12 protein-coding genes and 1 riboswitch are annotated in these 17,711 nt (G+C 63.5%); of the genes, 5 read left to right on the top strand and 7 right to left on the bottom strand.

Going from position 1 to position 17,711, the window contains the following annotated elements; all coding sequences use genetic code 11:
* Window positions 1-141: 141 nt before the first annotated feature.
* Window positions 142-2,592 carry a beta-glucosidase family protein gene (locus tag LMT64_RS11650; RefSeq protein WP_229253467.1) on the top strand — a complete coding sequence of 817 codons (2,451 nt, stop codon included), beginning with the start codon at window positions 142-144 and terminating at the stop codon, window positions 2,590-2,592.
* Between the two features lie 79 nt (window positions 2,593-2,671).
* Here LMT64_RS11650 and LMT64_RS11645 read toward each other — a convergent pair whose 3' ends face one another.
* Window positions 2,672-3,769 (bottom strand): ABC transporter substrate-binding protein, encoded by a 1,098-nt coding sequence (locus tag LMT64_RS11645; protein WP_229253466.1) that lies wholly within the window; start codon window positions 3,767-3,769, stop codon window positions 2,672-2,674.
* A 291-nt stretch (window positions 3,770-4,060) separates the two neighbouring features.
* Between LMT64_RS11645 and LMT64_RS11640 the strand changes: the two genes are divergently transcribed.
* Window positions 4,061-4,831, top strand: a complete 771-nt coding sequence (locus tag LMT64_RS11640; protein ID WP_229253516.1) for an ABC transporter permease — start codon at window positions 4,061-4,063, stop codon at window positions 4,829-4,831.
* Window positions 4,828-5,577, top strand: coding sequence for an ABC transporter ATP-binding protein (locus LMT64_RS11635; protein ID WP_126352970.1), 750 nt, complete (start codon window positions 4,828-4,830; stop codon window positions 5,575-5,577). The genes LMT64_RS11640 and LMT64_RS11635 overlap by 4 nt, the downstream gene beginning before the upstream one ends.
* Window positions 5,578-5,688: 111 nt before the next feature.
* Here the strand turns inward: LMT64_RS11635 and metH are convergent, their stop codons facing one another.
* Window positions 5,689-9,363, bottom strand: coding sequence for a methionine synthase (gene metH, locus LMT64_RS11630; RefSeq protein ID WP_126352972.1), 3,675 nt, complete (start codon window positions 9,361-9,363; stop codon window positions 5,689-5,691).
* A 183-nt stretch (window positions 9,364-9,546) separates the two neighbouring features.
* Window positions 9,547-10,395: a methylenetetrahydrofolate reductase gene (locus tag LMT64_RS11625; protein ID WP_126352974.1), complete on the bottom strand. Its 849-nt coding sequence runs from the start codon at window positions 10,393-10,395 to the stop codon at window positions 9,547-9,549.
* 248 nt (window positions 10,396-10,643) lie between these two features.
* A riboswitch (SAM riboswitch) is annotated at window positions 10,644-10,774 on the top strand.
* A 167-nt stretch (window positions 10,775-10,941) separates the two neighbouring features.
* Here LMT64_RS11625 and LMT64_RS11620 point away from each other — a divergent pair.
* Together LMT64_RS11620 and LMT64_RS11615 are read left to right on the top strand one after the other, a co-directional pair.
* Entirely contained in the window at window positions 10,942-12,264 is a 1,323-nt protein-coding gene (locus LMT64_RS11620) for an O-acetylhomoserine aminocarboxypropyltransferase/cysteine synthase family protein (protein WP_126352976.1), read from the top strand.
* A 35-nt stretch (window positions 12,265-12,299) separates the two neighbouring features.
* The gene (locus LMT64_RS11615; RefSeq protein ID WP_126352978.1) at window positions 12,300-13,319 is read left to right on the top strand and encodes a homoserine O-acetyltransferase family protein; all 1,020 of its coding nucleotides are present in this window, start codon (window positions 12,300-12,302) and stop codon (window positions 13,317-13,319) included.
* A gap of 74 nt (window positions 13,320-13,393) precedes the next feature.
* Here the strand turns inward: LMT64_RS11615 and LMT64_RS11610 are convergent, their stop codons facing one another.
* The 4 genes from LMT64_RS11610 to LMT64_RS11595 form a co-directional block, all read right to left on the bottom strand.
* Window positions 13,394-15,166, bottom strand: coding sequence for a DUF937 domain-containing protein (locus tag LMT64_RS11610; protein ID WP_126352980.1), 1,773 nt, complete (start codon window positions 15,164-15,166; stop codon window positions 13,394-13,396).
* Window positions 15,167-15,475: 309 nt separating this feature from the next.
* A complete protein-coding gene (gene hisIE, locus LMT64_RS11605) occupies window positions 15,476-16,090 on the bottom strand; it encodes a bifunctional phosphoribosyl-AMP cyclohydrolase/phosphoribosyl-ATP diphosphatase HisIE (RefSeq protein ID WP_126352982.1) in 615 nt (204 codons plus the stop codon).
* Window positions 16,087-16,914: an imidazole glycerol phosphate synthase subunit HisF gene (gene hisF / locus LMT64_RS11600; protein ID WP_126352984.1), complete on the bottom strand. Its 828-nt coding sequence runs from the start codon at window positions 16,912-16,914 to the stop codon at window positions 16,087-16,089. Before hisF ends, hisIE begins: the two co-directional genes overlap by 4 nt.
* Window positions 16,911-17,660, bottom strand: coding sequence for a 1-(5-phosphoribosyl)-5-[(5-phosphoribosylamino)methylideneamino]imidazole-4-carboxamide isomerase (locus LMT64_RS11595; protein WP_126352987.1), 750 nt, complete (start codon window positions 17,658-17,660; stop codon window positions 16,911-16,913). The genes hisF and LMT64_RS11595 overlap by 4 nt, the downstream gene beginning before the upstream one ends.
* Window positions 17,661-17,711 lie beyond the last annotated feature (51 nt).

The following is a 17,711-nucleotide window of genomic DNA, read 5'->3' as shown; positions in this document are numbered from 1 at the left end:
GGCCCAGGACAGTGTCAAGGGGCAACAACATTTGACAGCTTTATAAAAGCTATTTCATCGGCAAATATCCCGGCGGTCCAGCGGGGCGGTTTGTAGGGGCCCGTGAGGCGGGGTCAGACGCTCTCCCTCTAGACTGTGGAAATGTCCAGCACGCCCCTGCCCTCGTCCGATGATTTCGCTGTCTGCCTGAGCCGCGCCCGGGCGCTTCCCCTGAACGAAGTGCTGGCGCTGCTCTCAGGGCGGGATTACTGGCATACCCAGGCGGTAGGTGGGGCACGGTCACTCTGTCTGACCGACGGTCCACACGGGATTCGGCGGCAACTTGGGGAACACACCGTATCTGACCTCTCCAACAGTGCGCCGGCCACCTGCTATCCCACCGCGTCGGCCCTGGCCGCCAGCTGGAACCCGGCCCTGATCCGCGAGGTAGGGGAGATGCTGGGGCGTGAAGGCCGCTCGCATGGGGTAGACGTCCTGCTAGGACCGGGCATCAACCTCAAGCGCTCCCCCCTGTGCGGCCGCAACTTTGAGTATTTTTCCGAAGACCCGTTCTTGAGCGCCGAGTTGGGTATGGCCTGGGTGAGCGGTGTGCAGTCGCAGGGCGTCGGGGCCAGCCTCAAGCATTTCGCCGCCAACAATCAGGAGTACCGCCGCATGTCCATAGACGCGGTAGTGGATGAGCGGGCCCTGCGTGAGCTGTACCTGAGCAGCTTTGAATGGGTGGTCAAGCAGGCCCAACCCTGGACGGTCATGGCCGCTTACAATGGTTTGAATGGCCGCTTTTGCTGTGAGTCCCCCTGGCTGCTGACGCAGGTGCTGCGCCAAGACTGGGAATATGATGGTCTGGTGGTCAGTGACTGGGGTGCCGTCAGCGACCGGGCGGCGGCTTTCTGGAGCGGGCTGGATCTGGAAATGCCGGGGATTGAGGCGCTGACCGCTCCAGCGCTGCGCGAAGCCCTGGCCGATGGCCGAGTGTCGGAGGACGACCTGCGGCGCGCTGCAGCGCGGGTGCTGCAACTGGCGGCCCGTGTAGATCAAGCGCAGGCTGATTCCGCTGAAGCCTTTGACGAGGATGCCGCACATGAACTGGCTTTCCGCGCCGCCGTGCAGGGCAGTGTATTGCTCAAAAATGACGCCGACCTGTTGCCGCTGCTGCCCCGTGAAGGGTTGAAAGTGGCTGTGATCGGCGCTTTTGCTGAGCAGCCGCGTTATCAGGGGGCGGGCAGTTCGCAGCTGGTTCCCTTGCGTTTGGATACGCCGCTGGAGGCTCTGCGGCAGACCTACGGCCCGGATCAAGTCAGCTACGCGCCAGGCTATGTCCGGCATGGTGACCAGACTGACCCGGCCCTGCTGAGCGCAGCGGTGGAGATTGCCGCCCAGGCCGATGCCGTGATCGCCTTTGTCGGTTTACCTGAGGAGTTCGAGGTAGAAGGGATTGACCGCCGTCACCTAGGGCTGCCTGCCAGCCACCATGCGCTGATCGATGAATTGCTGATTACCCACCCGCACCTGACGGTGGTGGTGCAGGGCGGCGCTCCGGTCGAGCTGCCCTGGGCGGAGCGGGTGCCCGCCATCCTGAATGCCTACCTGGGTGGGCAGGCCGGAGGTAAGGCGGTGGCTGCGCTCATCAGTGGCGCGCAGACGCCGGGCGGCAAACTGGCTGAGAGCTGGGCTGCACAACTGGAACACTGGCCGTCCAGCGCCCAGTTTCCAGGCGGGCCGCGTACGGTGGAATACCGTGAAAGTTTGCTGGTGGGTTACCGCTACTTTGACCGGGTAGAGGCTGCCGTGCCGTTTCCCTTCGGGCATGGCCTGAGCTATACCACCTTCGGTTACTCCGAGGTGCAGCCCGCGGAGGATGGCCGTTCAGTCACGCTCACGGTGACGAATACTGGCCGCCGAGCCGGAGCGGAAGTCGTGCAGCTGTACCTGCGCCGCTCACAGGACACCTCGGCAGTGTTGCGGGCAGGGCAGGAGCTGGCGGCGTTTGCCCGCCTGCAGCTGGAGCCCGGCCAGAGTCGGCAGGTCACGTTGCACCTGCCGCCCCGCGCCTTTCAGCACTACGATCTCTTATGGGGTCAGTGGCGCACCGAGGCAGGCGCCTGGCAGGTTCGGATCGGCGCGTCATCCCGCGATATTCGCGCCGAGTATGGGCTTGAGGTGGCAGGTGAGAAAGTGCCTGCCACCCTCCCCGCCGAGTACCGCGATCCTGGCTTTCCATTGCGGGTAGGACAGGCCGCTTTTACCGAGCTGTATGGCCGCCCGCTCCCGGACAATCAGGACTACCGCCCCGGCAACTACACCGCCAACACGCCGCTGGACGCCATGCAGACCAATCTGCTGGCTCAGGGACTCTTCGCCGGTGCCATCTGGCATCAGCGCGATCTGGTCGACGATATCGGCGCGAGCATGAACGCGCCACACAACCTCCGTCAGCTGCCACTGCGGGCCATGACCATGAATCCGGGTCTGACGGCCAATCCGCCACTGGCCCGGCTGATGGCCGAGCTGATCAATGGGGATTTCCCTGCAGCCGCCCACGAACTGGGCCGCGCCATACGCCGCAGTTGGCGTAAACGCGGGCAGAGCTGAAGCCAACAACAGGCCGCACCCTGGGTCATATCCAGGTGCGGCCTGTTGTTGGCTTGCCTTCCGAGTGGACTTTCTGGCCTTACTCGCCCGCCAGTTCCTTGATCACACTGAGGTCTACCAGCTCGTTCAGGTCGGGCGACTGACGCGCAAATCCAGCTTCTTCGTTCAGTGCAGCGTATTCACCCATACTATCCAGATTGATATCCCAGCTGACGTCGGTGCGCGCTAGGGCAGCTTCTAGCTCGTCGTCGGCTGGACGTTTATCGGTCATTTCCTCAATCTGATCCGCTACAGCTTTGACCGTTACGTCAGGTTGCTCGGTCACCAGATTCACGGCTTTCAGGTGTCCAGCCAGCAGTCCGCGCAGGGCCTCTGGGTGCTGCTCGGCGTACTCGGTGCTGACGACCAGCACGGTCGTGGTGTAGTCACCATCGGCCCAGATACCGCGCTCGTCCACGATCAACTTGCCGCCCTGATTTTCCAGCACCACGCCCCAGGGTTCCTGAACCAGTGCCGCTTCGACCTGGCCGGTGCTGAACGCGGCGGGCATGTCAGCCGGATTGATCGGCACGATGGTCACGTCGCCGCCTTCATCGGTGGCGGCCAGGCCATTTTCGTGCAGCAGGTGACGCAAGCTGATGTCCTGGGTAGAGCCACGGGTAGGCACCGCCACCGCCGCGCCACTCAGCCCTGGCACGTCCTCCACGTCGCTGCCCTCGCGGGCTACCAGAACTGCCCCCGCTTTGGCCGCTCCAGCGTAGATCTTGAGCGGTACGCCCTGCATAAAGGCATTCATGGCCGGGCCGAGGCCCACGTAGGCAGCGTCCAGTGCTCCAGCCGCAAAGGCTTCATTGATCTGAGAGCCGTTGGCGAAGTGACTGACCTTCAGGGCCGTGCCCCCCAAGCTCTTTTGAAAGGTACCTTCATGGATTCCGACCAGGCCCGCTGTATGGGTCACGTTTGGAAAGACACCCAGGCGCAGCTCTGCCGCCTCGGTCCCGCTTGCGTCAGTTTCGGCGGAGGTGGCCGTAGTGGTGTCATTGCTGGCTGGTGTAGTGGACGCTTCCGGCTGAGGTGAGCAGGCCATCAGTAAAAGGGTCAGCACGCCCAGCAGGGTGCTGCGACTCAGGGCAGGGGAGAGGTGAAGAGGCTGATGAGCGGTAGGCACTTGGAACATAAATAGACCTCTGGGGCAGCCGAGATCAGGCCTGACCCGGCAATTGAAGTGAGCTGTGGCTGCAAAGTGTACCCCTGGCCACAGGTGAGGTATTGTTTAGCATTATATCTTTTATCAAGTCAAGGCATATCATTGCCAGTCCCTGTCCACTCTTTCCATTGCCTCCCTCTCCCCAGGAAGTATCAGATGACCCATTCCTCCGCTTCCGGCCCTAGAAATACCAATTCATACGACCCGCCGCCCTCAGCTGTGTCGTCCCCGCCAGCACATTCGGCGGGGCGCTGGCAGGCCATGGCCTGGCAAATCGGCGGGCTGCTTTTCCTGCTGGCGGTCTGGTGGCTGGTGACAGATGTGCTCAAGCTTTACCCGCCCTATGTCTTTCCCAGTCCCAGCGCCGTGTGGACGGAAATTGGCTATGGGCTGTGGGGCAGTGGGCCACAGGACGGCAAACTGCTGAACGCCATCTTCGGCAGCTTGGGCCGGGTTCTGACTGGGTATGGCATCGCCCTGGTGATCGGCGGCGTGTTGGGTGTGCTGATGGGGATTCTCGCGCCGCTGCGGATGACATTGGGCGCTTACCTGACCGGGATTCAGAGCGTGCCCAGCATCGCTTTCGTGCCGTTCGCCATCCTCTTCTTTGGGCTGAATCAGTCGGCAGTGCTGGCTGTCGTAATTTTGGAGGCGCTGATTCCGGTGGCACTGGCGGTGTCAGGGGCGTTGCTCAATGTTCCGCCGGCCCTGCGAATGGCCGGACGAACCCTGGGGGCCAGTGGTCCGGCGCTGACGCTGCGGGTGCTGTTGCCAGCGGCCTTGCCCAGCATTCTGGGAGGGCTGCGGACCGCCTGGAGCTTTGCCTGGCGCGCCTTGATCGGCGGTGAGCTCCTCATTGCTGGGGCCAGCAGCCTGGGTGAACAGCTGGAAGTGGGCCGCAACACCGCCAACGTGGCACTGGTGCTGGCAACCATCCTGATCATCGGCCTGATCGGTGGCCTGTTTGATGCATTGCTGAGACGCGTTGAGGGTCGTGTGCGGCGCGACTATGGCCTGGAGGTGAATTCATGACCGGAGGAACGATGCAGAGGACAGAGAGTCTATCTCCGCAGGGCCTCGGCGCTGCCCTGGAGTTACAGGATGTGACTTACCGTTACCGCACCGGGCGCGGCCAGGTGACCGCTGCGGGTCTGGGCCCGTTGGATCTGCGAGTGGCCCCAGGAGAGTTTCTGTGCGTCGTTGGTCCTTCAGGCAGCGGCAAAAGCACCCTGCTGAACCTGTTGGCCGGCTTTCTGCGCCCCCAGACGGGTGACATCCGGTTGGATGGGGCGACTGTGAAAGGCCCGCATCCCCGGCTGACCCTGGTGCAGCAGGAAGCAGCGCTGTTTCCCTGGTTGACCGTCGGCGGCAACGTGAGCTTTGGTCTGCGTGGTCTGAGCCGTGCCGAACAGGCCCGCCGGGTAGCGGACGCCCTGGCCTTGGTGGGGCTGCCGGAAATGGCGGGACGCCGTGTTCACGAGCTGAGCGGCGGACAGCGGCAGCGGGTCAGCTTGGCGCGGGCACTGGCCACCCGACCCGGCCTGTTGCTGCTGGACGAGCCTTTCAGCGCGCTAGATGTGAATACCCGCGCCCGTCTGAGCAGTGAGTTGTTGGAGATCTGGCGTGCCCAGGGCATTACGGTGGTCTTTGTGACCCACCACCTTGAGGAAGCTCTGGAACTGGGTGAGCGGGTGGTCGCCCTGCGACAGGGTGAGGTGGCTCTGGATGCCCCCACCACTGGAGTGAGCCTCACCGACCTGCAAGCCGCGCTGGGATGAGTCACTCCTTTTGACCAGTGAAGAGAAGATAAGCGGCTCCGGTGAATTTTACCGCAGCCACTTTAACGGGAGTGCTCTTCTTATCCGTCGGCCAGATTGGAACCGAGTGGCTTACTCGGCCAAGTTGGGCCGCAGCCAGCGCCGCGCCTCGTCTATGCTCCAGCCTTTGCGCTCGGCGTAGTCTTCCAGTTGGTCTGTGCCGATCTTGCCCACGCCAAAATAGCGGCTCTCCGGATGCGCGAAGTACAGCCCCGATACCGCTGAGGGAGGCGTCATCGCGTAGCTTTCGGTCAGTTCAATGCCCGCCAGTTCAGTGGCCTGGAGCAGGTCGAACAGGGTGCCCTTCTCGGTGTGGTCCGGGCAGGCCGGATACCCGGGAGCAGGGCGAATGCCCTGGTAGCGCTCGCGGATCAGGTCGTCACTGCTCAGCTGCTCAGCTGGCGCGTAGCCCCACAGTTCGCGGCGTACCTGCTGGTGCAGGGCCTCAGCGAAAGCCTCGGCCAGGCGGTCCGCTAGCAGTCCGGTCATGATCGCGGCGTAATCGTCGTGGCGGGCCTTGTGCTCCCAGGCAATCTCTTCTGCGCCATGAATGCTCACTGCAAAGCCGCCCACGTAGTCGGGCTGATCGGCGGCCACCAGATCGGCCAGGGCGCGGTTGGGTTGGCCTTCGCGTTGCTGGGCTTGTTGCCGCAAGGTGTGCAGCGTGGTTAGCGCTTCGCTGCGGCCTTCGTCCTTGAAGAGGCGTAGGTCATCTCCTACTCGCGTGGCAGGCCAGAAACCCACCACGCCCCGCGCCTGCAAGCGTCCTCCCTTCACCAGTTCAGTGAGGGTCGCCTGGGCATCAGCAAACAGCTGCCGCGCCTGCTCACCGACGATCTCGTCATCCAAAATGTTCGGATAGCGTCCGGCCAGCTCCCAGCCGATAAAAAAGGGTGTCCAGTCAATGAACGCCAGCAGTTCTTTCACGTTGAAAGTGACTGCCTGTGTGCCCAGGAAAAAGGGCCGAACTGGGCTGTATTCGAGCTGTGGGGCGTTGGCCTGGGCCTGGGCCAGCGGTAGGATGGTACGGCGTTCTCCACGCTGGGCGAACTGTGCCCTGGCCTGCTCGAATTGTTGGGCCACTTCCTCGGCCAGGCCAGGGCGGTCGCGTTCGCTGATGGCCCGTGAGGTCACGCCCACCGACCGGCTGGCGTCCAGCACGTGCACCGTCAGGCCGCCGTACTGCGGGGCAATCTTGACGGCGGTGTGGACCCGGCTGGTGGTGGCCCCGCCGATCAGCAGTGGGAGGCCCAGGCCGCGGCGGTTCATTTCCTCGGCTACGCCCACCATCTCGTCCAGGCTAGGGGTGATCAGGCCTGACAGGCCCACGATGTCCGCGCCGATCCGCTCGGCCTCGTCCAGAATCTTGGCGGTCGGCACCATCACGCCGAGGTCATGCACCTCGAAGCCGTTACAGGCCAGCACCACGCCCACGATGTTTTTTCCGATGTCGTGCACATCGCCCTTCACGGTCGCCAGCACCACTTTGCCAGCACTCTGGCGCTGGCCTTTGCTTTCGGCCAAATAAGGTTCCAAGTAGGCCACCGACTGCTTCATCACGCGGGCCGATTTGACCACCTGCGGCAAAAACATCTTGCCACTGCCGAACAGGTCGCCCACCACGTTCATGCCGTCCATCAGTGGGCCTTCGATGACGGCCAGTGGGTCGCCCAGTTCCACGCGGGCCGCCTCGGTGTCCTCAATGATGAACTCGGTGATGCCGCGCACCAGGGCGTGTTCCAGCCGTGCCGAAACTGGCTGTTCACGCCACGACAGGTCACGTTCCTTCTTGGTCCCGCCCGAAGCGACTGTCTCGCTGTATTCTAGCAGCCGCTCGGTGGCGTCGGGGCGGCGGGCCAGCAGCACGTCTTCCACCTTTTCCAGCAGCTCCGGCGGAATCTCCGAATACACCTCCAGCGAGCTGGGGTTCACGATGCCCATGTCCATCCCGGCCTGGCGGGCATGGTACAGGAAAGCCGCGTTCATCGCTTCACGGACCGCCGTATTACCCCGGAACGAGAACGATACGTTGCTGACCCCGCCGCTGACCAGCGCACCGGGCAGATTTTCTTTGATCCAGCGGGTCGCTGCGAAGTAGTCCAGGGCGTAGCGGTCATGCTCGGGAATCCCCGTTCCCACCGGGAAGATGTTGGGGTCAAAGATGATGTCCTGCGGGGGAAAGCCGATGCCGACCAGTAACTTGTAGGCCCGCTGGCAGATTTCGGTGCGCCGCTCATAGGTATCGGCCTGCCCCTGTTCGTCGAAGGCCATTACCACCGCTGCCGCGCCGTAGCGCCGCAGGATGCGGGCCTGCCGTAAGAACTCTTCTTCGCCCTCTTTCATGGAGATGGAATTGACCACCGCCTTGCCCTGCACCCGCTTAAGGCCCTCTTCCAGTACGCTGAACTTGCTGGAATCCAGCATGATCGGCAGCCGGGCAATGTCCGGCTCGGAGGCGACCAGGTTCAGGAACTCGGTCATCATCTCGGCAGAGTCAAGCATGGCCTCGTCCATGTTGATGTCGATCATCTGTGCGCCGCCCTCGACCTGCTCGCGGGCCACGTCCAGCGCCTCGTCGAACTGGCGGTCACGAATCAGCCGCAGGAATCGGCGCGATCCGGTGACGTTGGTGCGCTCACCGACGTTCAAGAAGTTGGATTCGGGCCGCAGGGTGAGCAGCTCCAGGCCAGAGTAGGTGGGCAGGCCCGACGGGGCCGGAGGCACGCGGGGAGCATACTCGGCGGCAGCTTCTGCAAAAGCGCGGATGTGCTCGGGCGTGGTGCCGCAGCAGCCGCCCACGATGTTGACCCAGCCCTGTGCCAGCCACTCATGCATCACGTCCAACATGCTCCCAGGCGTTTCGTCGTAGCCGCCCAGCGCGTTGGGCAGGCCTGCATTGGGATAAGCACTCGTAAAAAAGGGCGTGCTGGCCGACAGCTCCTGTACATGCTCACGCAGCTCGGCGGGGCCCAGCGCACAGTTGAGGCCCACCGACAGCAGCGGCAGGTGCGACACCGAGGCCAGAAAAGCCCCCAGCGTCTGTCCGGACAGCGTGCGTCCCGACGCGTCGGTGATGGTTCCCGACACCATGATCGGCACTTCGCGGCCCAGCTCCGCGAACACCTCTTCGGCGGCGTACAGGGCAGCCTTGGCATTCAGCGTGTCGAATACCGTCTCAATCAGCAGCAGATCTACGCCGCCGTCCAGCAGGCCGCGAATCTGCTCAGTGTAGCTAGCCACCAGCTCGTCGAAAGTCACGGCGCGGAAGCCGGGGCGGTTCACGTCCGGTGACATGGACGCGGTGCGGTTGGTCGGCCCGACGGCTCCCGCCACCCAGCGCGGACGCTCAGGGGTGGCGTAGCGCTCGGCAGCGCTGCGGGCCAGGCGGGCGGCCTCGACATTCAGCTCGTAGATCAGGTCGTCCACACGATATTCGGCCAACCCCAGGCGCGACGAAGAAAAAGTGTTGGTTTCCACGATATCCGCGCCTGCCTCAAAGTACGCGGCGTGAATGGCTTCGATCACCTGTGGCTGGGTGAGGGTCAGCAGGTCGTTGGCCCCTTGCAGCGGCTGAGGGTGATCACGCAGCCGCTCTCCCCGGAAGTCTTCCTCGGTAAAGCGGTGACGCTGAATCATGGTGCCCATCGCACCGTCCAGAATCAGGATGCGCTGAGCGAGGGCCTGCCGGATAGGGTGGTCGCTGAGGGCCTGGGGCAGGGGAGACGGAGCAGGGTGGATATGGGTCATGGCAAACGTCCTAACGTTGGGTATGAGCCGTGGAGGCTGGGGGATGGGAGCTTCAAACAGCAGCGCCCACCAGAGCCTTTCGTACGTGATTTGAGCTGGTCCCCGTCTCCGGTGAGTTGTCGATCAGATCAGTGGACCAGCGATTTAGGCGTGTCACAAAACGCACCAGGAGTACCCTGGAGTTTATCCAAAAGCACTGGCCTGGCGTCCGCTCTGGTCGGCCAGCACACCATTTACAGCTCCAGATTCACCCTGACCTTCGGGGTCGGTGCCACCGCCTGCCGGTGGAATGACCGCGCCCAGGAAATCACGCAGTTCAGTGCGGATCGGCATAAAGTACAGGTGGCTGTGCGTCTCTTGCGCGTGCTGCACGGCTTCGCGGGCAAAAGCAGTACACCACTCCAGTGTCGGCTCGAAGGATTTCGGAAATACCGCCCGGTTGCGCGTCACCCAGTAGGCCTTGGACCGCTCAGTGCTGACGTTGGTAATGCCCCAGTAGATCGGCACGCCCGGTAGCATTTCCCCAAACACTTCCATCAGGCGGGTGTCGAACAGTGGCTGGGTAAAGAGACTTGCTGCGCCCGCCTCGATTTTTTTCAGGGCGTACAGCTGCTCGTCTTGCAGGCTCTGACGGTAAGGGTCCAGCGCCGCGTGGACTTTCAGGTCAGGCCGCGCCGCCTTGAGCGCCCGGATCAGTTCCACGCTGCTGGTGTCATGCACGGGCCGCCCATCCTTGGGTGGATCGCCGCGCACCACCAGCACTTCGGTCAGCTCCAACTCGTCCAGGCGGCGCAGTAAGCGGCCCAGGTCGCTGACATCCACCCGCGAGGACCGCAGGTGCGGAATGCGGGTCAGGCCCTGCGCGCCCGGCAATGCACAACTTTCGCAGCTGCCTAGCTCCAAGTGGTCCAGGTCTGGCACATTCACGGTGGTGATGCCCGGCCAGAGGGCCTTCAGCTGCTGCAGCTCGGCTTCGATGCTCTGCCGGGTGCGTGGGACCAGTTCGACGGAAATGTGAGGAATGTGTGTCATGTCAAATCTCCTCGTGGGGTACACGAGGAAAGGCGGGGCTGGATTGCGGTTGGGCCAGCGCAGGGCGCGTGACCGGGTCCGTACTCAACCGACACTATCGGGTGTGAGTGGGGGAGGCGTCAAGTGCGTGGGCGCTTGACCCAGCTTGGTGCGGCGTAGATGGGCCACCGCACCTCAGGCCAACCCACCTTACCGTTGACAGGGCGTCTGGGCGGCTGCTACGGTAGCACTCAGCTCCCGCAAGCGGAGCCTCATTTAGAAGCGCCCGAGAGACCTGGCTTGTTGACGGCGCGGCAACCAGAGCCTCATTACGCTCCCGGTGCTCCCGCCAGCCTTGCAGACCCGGTTACGATGACCCAGCTGTAAGGAACGATGAGGGAAGGCTTTTTCTGACCTGCGGACGGTTCGTACTCGGAACACCCGTATTCTTGCCCAACCCTCTCCCGCGAGAGGGCCGTTTTCGTAGCGCGGCACACTGCTGCGTGAAGCGGCCCCCGGACCAGACCATCAGCTGTCCAAGCTGTCTCAGTCTCTAGGAGAGCCATCATGACCCAGATTCCCCCCGCCGACACCCCCCACTTCGAGACGTTGCAGGTGCACGCCGGTCAGCAGCCAGATCCGGCCACCGGATCACAGGCTGTGCCCATCTACCCGACCAACTCGTATGTCTTCGAATCTGCTGAGCACGCCGCCGACCTGTTCGGGCTGCGGGCCTTTGGCAACATCTATTCGCGCCTGACCAACCCCACCAACGCCGTGCTGGAAGACCGCGTAGCGGCCCTCGAAGGCGGCACGGCGGCGGTGGCCGTAAGCAGTGGGCACGCCGCGCAGTTCATCGCCATCACCAATCTGGCGCAGGCGGGGGACAACATCGTGTCCTCGCCCAACCTGTACGGCGGCACATCCAACCAGTTCCGCGTGACCTTGCAGCGCCTGGGCATCGAGGTGCGTTTCACCTCGCGTGAGCAGCGCCCTGAGGAGTTCGCCGCGCTGATTGATGACCGCACCCGCGCCCTGTACGTCGAGACGCTGGGCAACCCCGCGCTGAACGTTCCCGACTTTGCAGGGCTGGCGGCGGTGGGCCACGCACACGGTGTGGCGCTGGTCGTGGACAACACCTTCGGTGCGGGCGGCTACTTCTGCCAGCCGCTGCGGCACGGAGCCACTGTGGTGGTGGAGTCGCTGAGCAAGTGGATCGGCGGTCACGGCAACGGCATCGGCGGGATCATCGTGGACGGCGGTAACTTCGACTGGGGGCAGGGGCGTTATCCCCTGTTCAGCGAAGGCACGCCCAGCTATCACGGCCTGAAATTCTGGGACACCTTTGGCGAGGGCAACCCTCTGGGCCTGCCGAACGTGGCTTTTGCCATTCGCGCCCGCACCGAAGGCCTGCGCGATTTCGGAAGCACGCTGGCCCCGCAGCAGGCCTGGCAGTTTATTCAGGGGGTGCAGACCCTCTCTTTGCGGGCTGAGCGACAGGCGCAGAATGCCCTGGCCCTGGCGGGGTGGCTGCAGGCCCAGCCGGGTGTAAGCGGCGTGGTCTATCCCGGCTTGCCACAGCATCCGTCGTACCAGGCCGCACAGAAATACCTGCCGCGTGGGGCGGGCAGTGTGCTGACCTTCGAGCTGGAAGGCGGTGTAGACGCCGGCCGGGGGTTGATTGATGCCCTGCAGCTCACCGAGCATGTCGCCAACGTGGGCGATAACCGCACCCTGGCGATTCACCCGGCCAGTACCACCCACTCGCAGCTGAACGCCGAGCAACAACTCACGGCGGGCGTTACGCCGGGGCTGGTGCGCGTGTCGCTGGGCATTGAGCACATCAGCGACATTCAGGCCGATTTTGCCGGGGCGCTAAGGTCACTGTGAGCGCTTCAGACGCCCCGGATACAGGAGAAACCGACATGACCGCGTCTCTGACCAGACCCAGCTTCGACTACGATTACTCCGAATCTCCGATGGTGCAAGAAGCGGCGGTGCGTTCACAGGTGTCGTTCGCGCACGTCAAGCTGTTCCGCGCGGGGCCGCTGCTGCTGGACTGCGGCTTGGCGGTCAACGACATTCAGGTGAACTATCATACCTATGGCCGCCCCGCCGAAGAAGCGGTGCTGGTGCTGCACGCCCTGACGGGTGACAGCGCCGTGCACGCCTGGTGGCCCGACTTTCTGGGTGTGGGCCGTCCGCTCGATCCCAGCCGCGAGTTCATCATTTGCGGCAATGTGTTGGGCGGCTGCAACGGGAGCAGTGGCCCCGAAGACCTGCCGCCGGGCGCGACCCTCAGCCTGCGCGACATGGCGCGGGCGGGCCGGGCATTGCTGGAGCATCTGGGCGTGCGGCGGGTCAAGATCGTGGGGTGCAGCATGGGCGGTATGCTGGCCTATGCCTGGCTGCTGGAAAATCCTGACATGGTGGACCGGGCCGTGATCGTTGCCGCCCCGGCGCGGCACTCGCCCTGGGCAGTGGGGCTGAATACCGCAGCCCGGAACGCCATTGCCCTGGCGCCTGGTGGTGAAGGCCTGAAGGTGGCCCGCCAGATCGCCATACTGAGTTACCGCAGCCCCGAAAGTCTGGCCCAGAAGCAGCCACACCGCGCCAGTGGTGAGCAGCCAGTGGTGGGCTACCTGCAGCATCACGGTGAAAAGCTGGCCGCCCGTTTCAGTGAGGAAAGCTATCTGGCCATCACGCAGGCGATGGATGCCTTTCAGCCGAGTGCCCGCGAATTGGCAAGTATTCGGGTTCCGGTGCTGGGTATCGGTATCTCCAGTGATCTGCTGTATACGGCGCGGGAAGTGCGTGATTCGGTGACCACGTTGCCCTTCGGTGAGTACTGGGAGCTGCATAGTCCCCACGGTCACGACGCTTTCTTGATGGACCCAGGTCACTTGCCAGGGGTAGTGCAGGAATTTTGGGAAGCATCAAACTAAAGCCCTCAGCAGTCATCAAGAAAAGTCCCTTCCCACGCTGTATGGGAAGGGGCTTTTTAGGAAAGGGAGAACGCTTAGTTGCCCGTCGGGCCGACGTACTCGCCGTTCTCAAAGTTCACACCGCTCTGAATCACGTTCAGGGTGATGTCGGCTTCGGGGGCATCAGCGCCAGCAGGGGTCACTTCATAACGGATTTCACCCACTTCGTCCTCTCTGCCGCCCGGCTGGCTCAGGTAGCTCCAGGCACAGTTGTCACCGTTGTCTACCTCCGTCTCACCGATCTGATCTGCTCCGCGGAACACGCGGACCTGATAGCTCTCGGCGCTGCCGGTACCGCCAAAGCGGAAGGGTGCACTTACGGTATCGCCGTCAGCCAGCGAGAGCGTCAGAACATCGTTGACCGAGCAGTCGGCCGAGGCCACTGGAGCGTTCACGACCACGGGCAGTTCAGCCACTTGGTTGCCGTTCTCGTCCACCAGGATGTAGTTGCGTTCACCTTCTTGAGCGGCGGTGATGTCTGCCGTCCAGGCACCGGTTTCATCGGCAAAGAAGGTGCCAACATTGACGCCATCTTCAAACAGTGAGTAGCTGGCATTAGGCTGGCCCGTACCGGAAATGTTGAAGGACTCTGCGGCTACAGCAGCGCCACTGGCAGGATCGGTGATCTCCACAGGAACCACAGCAGTCTCAGTCGTGGTGGTCGCTCCGGTCGTCTCTGCTGCACCTTCGGTCGCTGCTGCGCCGGCCACACCGTTCACAGCAAACTCGCTGGTGGCGTTGCTGGGAGTACCGGTCAGGGTGTAGGTGTTGGTGCCTTCCAGCGGGGCGGGCATCTGGGCTTCCCAGTTGCCGCTGGCATCTGCCGTTTCGGTGGCCAGGACTTCACCGTCTTGATTGGTGATGGTGATCACTTCGTCGGCTGGAGCGGTTCCGCTCAGGACGAACGGCTCAATCGGCAGGTCGGCTCCGTCCTGCACATTGGCGACCACAATGCCCTCATCCGCCGTGCTTGTTGCCGTGGTGGTCTCAGTCGTCGTCGTTTCGGTGGTCTGCTCGGTGGTGGTGGTCGGGGTAGGTGCAGGCACGGGTTCAGCGCGGTTCTGCGTCAAGTACCAGGCCAGACCGGCCAGCAGCAGCAGGGGCAGCAGCCACAGGGGGTTGCAACCGCTGCGTTCCTCAGTCACCACGGGCGCTGGGGGTACGGCTTCCAGGTGACGCTCAGGCTCGGGGGTTGGGGTAGGGGCAGCGGCGGCCACAGGTGCGCCGCGCTCTACTTCCACCTCGGGGCGGGCGACCACCGAGTCAATCACTTCGCCTTTGCCCAGGTTGGGGGTCACGGAAGCAGTGCCAGCGGCCAATCCAGCTGTGGGCAGCATGGCGCTCAGGGCGCCGCGCATACCGGTCAGTTGGCTGGCAGCATTCTGCGCGGTCACGCCACTGCGGCCCAGGAAGCTCAGGAGCAGAGGCAAGGCCAGGTTGCTCAGGCGAGTCGCAGCATTCTGGTTGCCATCAATCAGCTGCGCGGCGTCGCCCAGCCAGTTGCCGGTGCCACCATTGCCGAATAGACGGTTGCTCATGGTCTGCCCCAGGTTTTCCAGACGGCTGATGCCTTCAGGGGAGCTCAGGGCCGTTTCGGGGTCGTTCGAGAGGTCCCCCATGCTCCACAGGTCGCCCAAGCCGACGGCGGTCTGTGGATTGTCGGCCAGGTCGGCCAGGTGATCCAGCTGACGGGGCAAAATTGCGCGCAGGGCCATCTGAGCTTGGGCCGGGTTCAGACCGACGGCTCCGGCCAGCAGTTCAACCACACGGTTAGAGAAAAATGCACTGAATTGATCTTGTAGGTTCATAAGTACTCCTTATGCTGCCAAGGCTATGGGTGATTTTCGCCACAGTCGTGAATTGCAGCTTAACCAACTGTCCATTCTGAAGATCGGATGAAGCCCGGCCAGCACGTAGATTTGAATCATTTGGACAACAAAAACCGGAGAGCTTGGAACTGCACTGCAGTTCATGGCTCATCCGGAGGACAGCCAAATTGACATTTCTGTCAGAGAATCAGGCTATGGCGCCGCTGGATCGGCACATCAAATCTGGGCAATCAGGAAGGTGGTTGATTCTGGGCAAGGCTCAAACTTCCCCCTTCCCCAGGACTGGGTTCAGCGTGACCGTAAGCGCAGGACCGTCACGACATCTTCCAACCGCAGTCCGCGCAGCGCCAACACGACCAGCAGGTGATACAAAAGGTCGGCGCTTTCACCCAGCAGTTCTTCATCGCCCTGAGTGACTGCGGCCAGCGCCACTTCGACCCCCTCCTCACCCACCTTCTGGGCAGCGCGGCGAGGTTCGCCCTGAAGTAGCCGGGCCGTGTAGCTGCCGTGTGGATCAGCGTCCCGGCGACCCTGCACGGTGCGTTCCAGGGTGCCCAGCATTTCCAGCGCCGGAGGATCAACCCGAAAACAGCTCACTGTTCCAGTGTGGCAGGTAGGGCCGTGTGGACGGGCCAGCACCAGCAGGGCGTCGTTGTCGCAGTCGGTACCCAGGCGAACCAGCTTCAGAACATGCCCGGAACTCTCGCCTTTGGTCCAGAGCCTCCCCTTGCTGCGACTGAAAAAGGTGACGTGCCCGGTCTTCAGGGTCTGGCGCAGCGCCGCTTCGTTCATGTAGCCCAGCATCAGCACCTGGGCTGTGTCGGCGTCCTGCACGACGCAGGGCAGTAGACCGTCCATCTTGCCGAAATCTAGGCCAGCGGGGTCAAGTTGAGGATGGGTCATGGGATGTTCCTTTCGGCAGAGGTTGCACTGCGCTCAGCGTAGGTGGGCCGGACGCTTACACCGGCCTGTGCCAGCTCTGTTTTGAGGTCGTCCATCTCAATCAGGCCCTTGTGGAAGACCGAGGCAGCCAAGGCGCCGTCTACACCTGCTTGGTCAAAGACATCGGTAAAGTGAGAAATGGCCCCGGCACCACCCGACGCAATCAAGGGCACTGGGCACACGGCGCGCACGGCGGCCAGCTGCGCCACGTCGTAGCCCTGGCGCACGCCGTCACGGTTCATGCAATTCAGGACAATCTCGCCAGCACCGCGCCGCACAGCTTCGCGTACCCAGTCCAGCGTCTGCCACTCGGTTTGCTGGGTGCGGCTCTCGTCGCCGGTAAATTGGTAGACACGGTAATTGCCCGCATCGTCCTGAAAGGAATCAATGCCCACCACCACGCACTGCTGCCCGAACTCTTCGACCAGGGCCGCAATCAGATCTGGGTCCTGCAAGGCGGGCGAGTTGACCGAGATCTTGTCGGCGCCGCGGCTCAGCACTTCACGGGCCTGGTCCACGCTGCGGATGCCGCCCGCCACACAAAAGGGAATGTCAATGACGCGGGCGATGTCCTGTACCCATTCTTTGCCCACAGTCCGGCCATCGCTGGACGCGGTGATGTCATAGAACACCAGTTCGTCGGCGCCCGCCTGGGCGTAACGCTGCGCCAGGGCCACCGGGTCGCCCACCACCTCGTGGTTGCGGAACTGGACGCCCTTGACAACCTGGCCGCTGCGAACGTCCAGGCAGGGAATAATTCGGCGGGTGAGGGTAGATGAGGTCATGTGTCTTCTCCTTGCCAGACCTGCTGGGCCTGCGCGAGCGTGAACTGCCCAGTCAGCAGTGATTTGCCCAGGATGACGCCCGCCACCCCGGCGGCCCGCAGTGCGGCGATGTCGTTCAGGCTGGAGACACCGCCGGATGCCTGCCACTGCAAAGCCGGGTACTCACGGACCAGCGCCGTATAGAGCGCCGTATTGGGGCCGCTGAGGGTGCCGTCCTTGGAAATGTCGGTGCAGAGGATGTGCCGGGGCGTCACACCCTGGCGGCGCAGCTCGGCCAGGAAATCGTCCAGACTGCGCTCACTGCCCGCTTGCCAGCCGTGGGTGAGCAGGGTGCGGCGGCCATCTGCTTCCAGGCGCAGGTCCAGCGCCAGCGTGAGCCGCTCAGGGCCGAATTCGCGCAGCCAGGCGGCGGCCTGGGCCGGGTCCGCGATGGCGGCGCTGCCCACTACGGCGCGTGAAACGCCGCTGCCCAGCAGCCCTTTGATGTCTTCGGTGGTCCGCAGGCCGCCGCCGACTTGCAGGGGCAACGTCAGCTCACGGCTCAGGCGGGTGAGCAGGGCGAGTTGCCTACGCGCCGGGGCGCGGGCCCCGTCCAGGTCCACCAGGTGCAGCAGGCCCGCGCCCGCTGCCTGATATGCCAGTGCCAGCGGCAGGGGATCAGGAGCATAGACCGTCTTCTGGGCAAAATCACCCTGATACAGCCGCACCACTTCGCCGCCGATCAGGTCCAGGGCAGGAATCAGCATGGTTGCACCGGGCGACGGCGAGTGTCCAGAAGTGTGGAGGGCGGCGGGGCA

This window comes from Deinococcus radiophilus, assembly GCF_020889625.1.
Lineage (GTDB): Bacteria > Deinococcota > Deinococci > Deinococcales > Deinococcaceae > Deinococcus > Deinococcus radiophilus.
This window is presented reverse-complemented; position numbering and strand designations above follow the sequence as displayed.

Excerpts from the sequence above, each read along its gene's own strand:
- LMT64_RS11615 (WP_126352978.1), top strand. The coding sequence starts at position 12,300 with ATGACCGCGTCTCTGACCAGACCCAGCTTCGACTACGATTACTCCGAA.
- LMT64_RS11635 (WP_126352970.1), top strand. The coding sequence starts at position 4,828 with ATGACCGGAGGAACGATGCAGAGGACAGAGAGTCTATCTCCGCAGGGC.
- LMT64_RS11625 (WP_126352974.1), bottom strand. The coding sequence starts at position 10,395 with ATGACACACATTCCTCACATTTCCGTCGAACTGGTCCCACGCACCCGG.
- hisIE (WP_126352982.1), bottom strand. The coding sequence starts at position 16,090 with ATGACCCATCCTCAACTTGACCCCGCTGGCCTAGATTTCGGCAAGATG.
- LMT64_RS11610 (WP_126352980.1), bottom strand. The coding sequence starts at position 15,166 with ATGAACCTACAAGATCAATTCAGTGCATTTTTCTCTAACCGTGTGGTT.
- hisF (WP_126352984.1), bottom strand. The coding sequence starts at position 16,914 with ATGACCTCATCTACCCTCACCCGCCGAATTATTCCCTGCCTGGACGTT.
- LMT64_RS11645 (WP_229253466.1), bottom strand. The coding sequence starts at position 3,769 with ATGTTCCAAGTGCCTACCGCTCATCAGCCTCTTCACCTCTCCCCTGCC.
- LMT64_RS11620 (WP_126352976.1), top strand. The coding sequence starts at position 10,942 with ATGACCCAGATTCCCCCCGCCGACACCCCCCACTTCGAGACGTTGCAG.
- LMT64_RS11650 (WP_229253467.1), top strand. The coding sequence starts at position 142 with ATGTCCAGCACGCCCCTGCCCTCGTCCGATGATTTCGCTGTCTGCCTG.
- LMT64_RS11640 (WP_229253516.1), top strand. The coding sequence starts at position 4,061 with ATGGCCTGGCAAATCGGCGGGCTGCTTTTCCTGCTGGCGGTCTGGTGG.
- LMT64_RS11595 (WP_126352987.1), bottom strand. The coding sequence starts at position 17,660 with ATGCTGATTCCTGCCCTGGACCTGATCGGCGGCGAAGTGGTGCGGCTG.
- metH (WP_126352972.1), bottom strand. The coding sequence starts at position 9,363 with ATGACCCATATCCACCCTGCTCCGTCTCCCCTGCCCCAGGCCCTCAGC.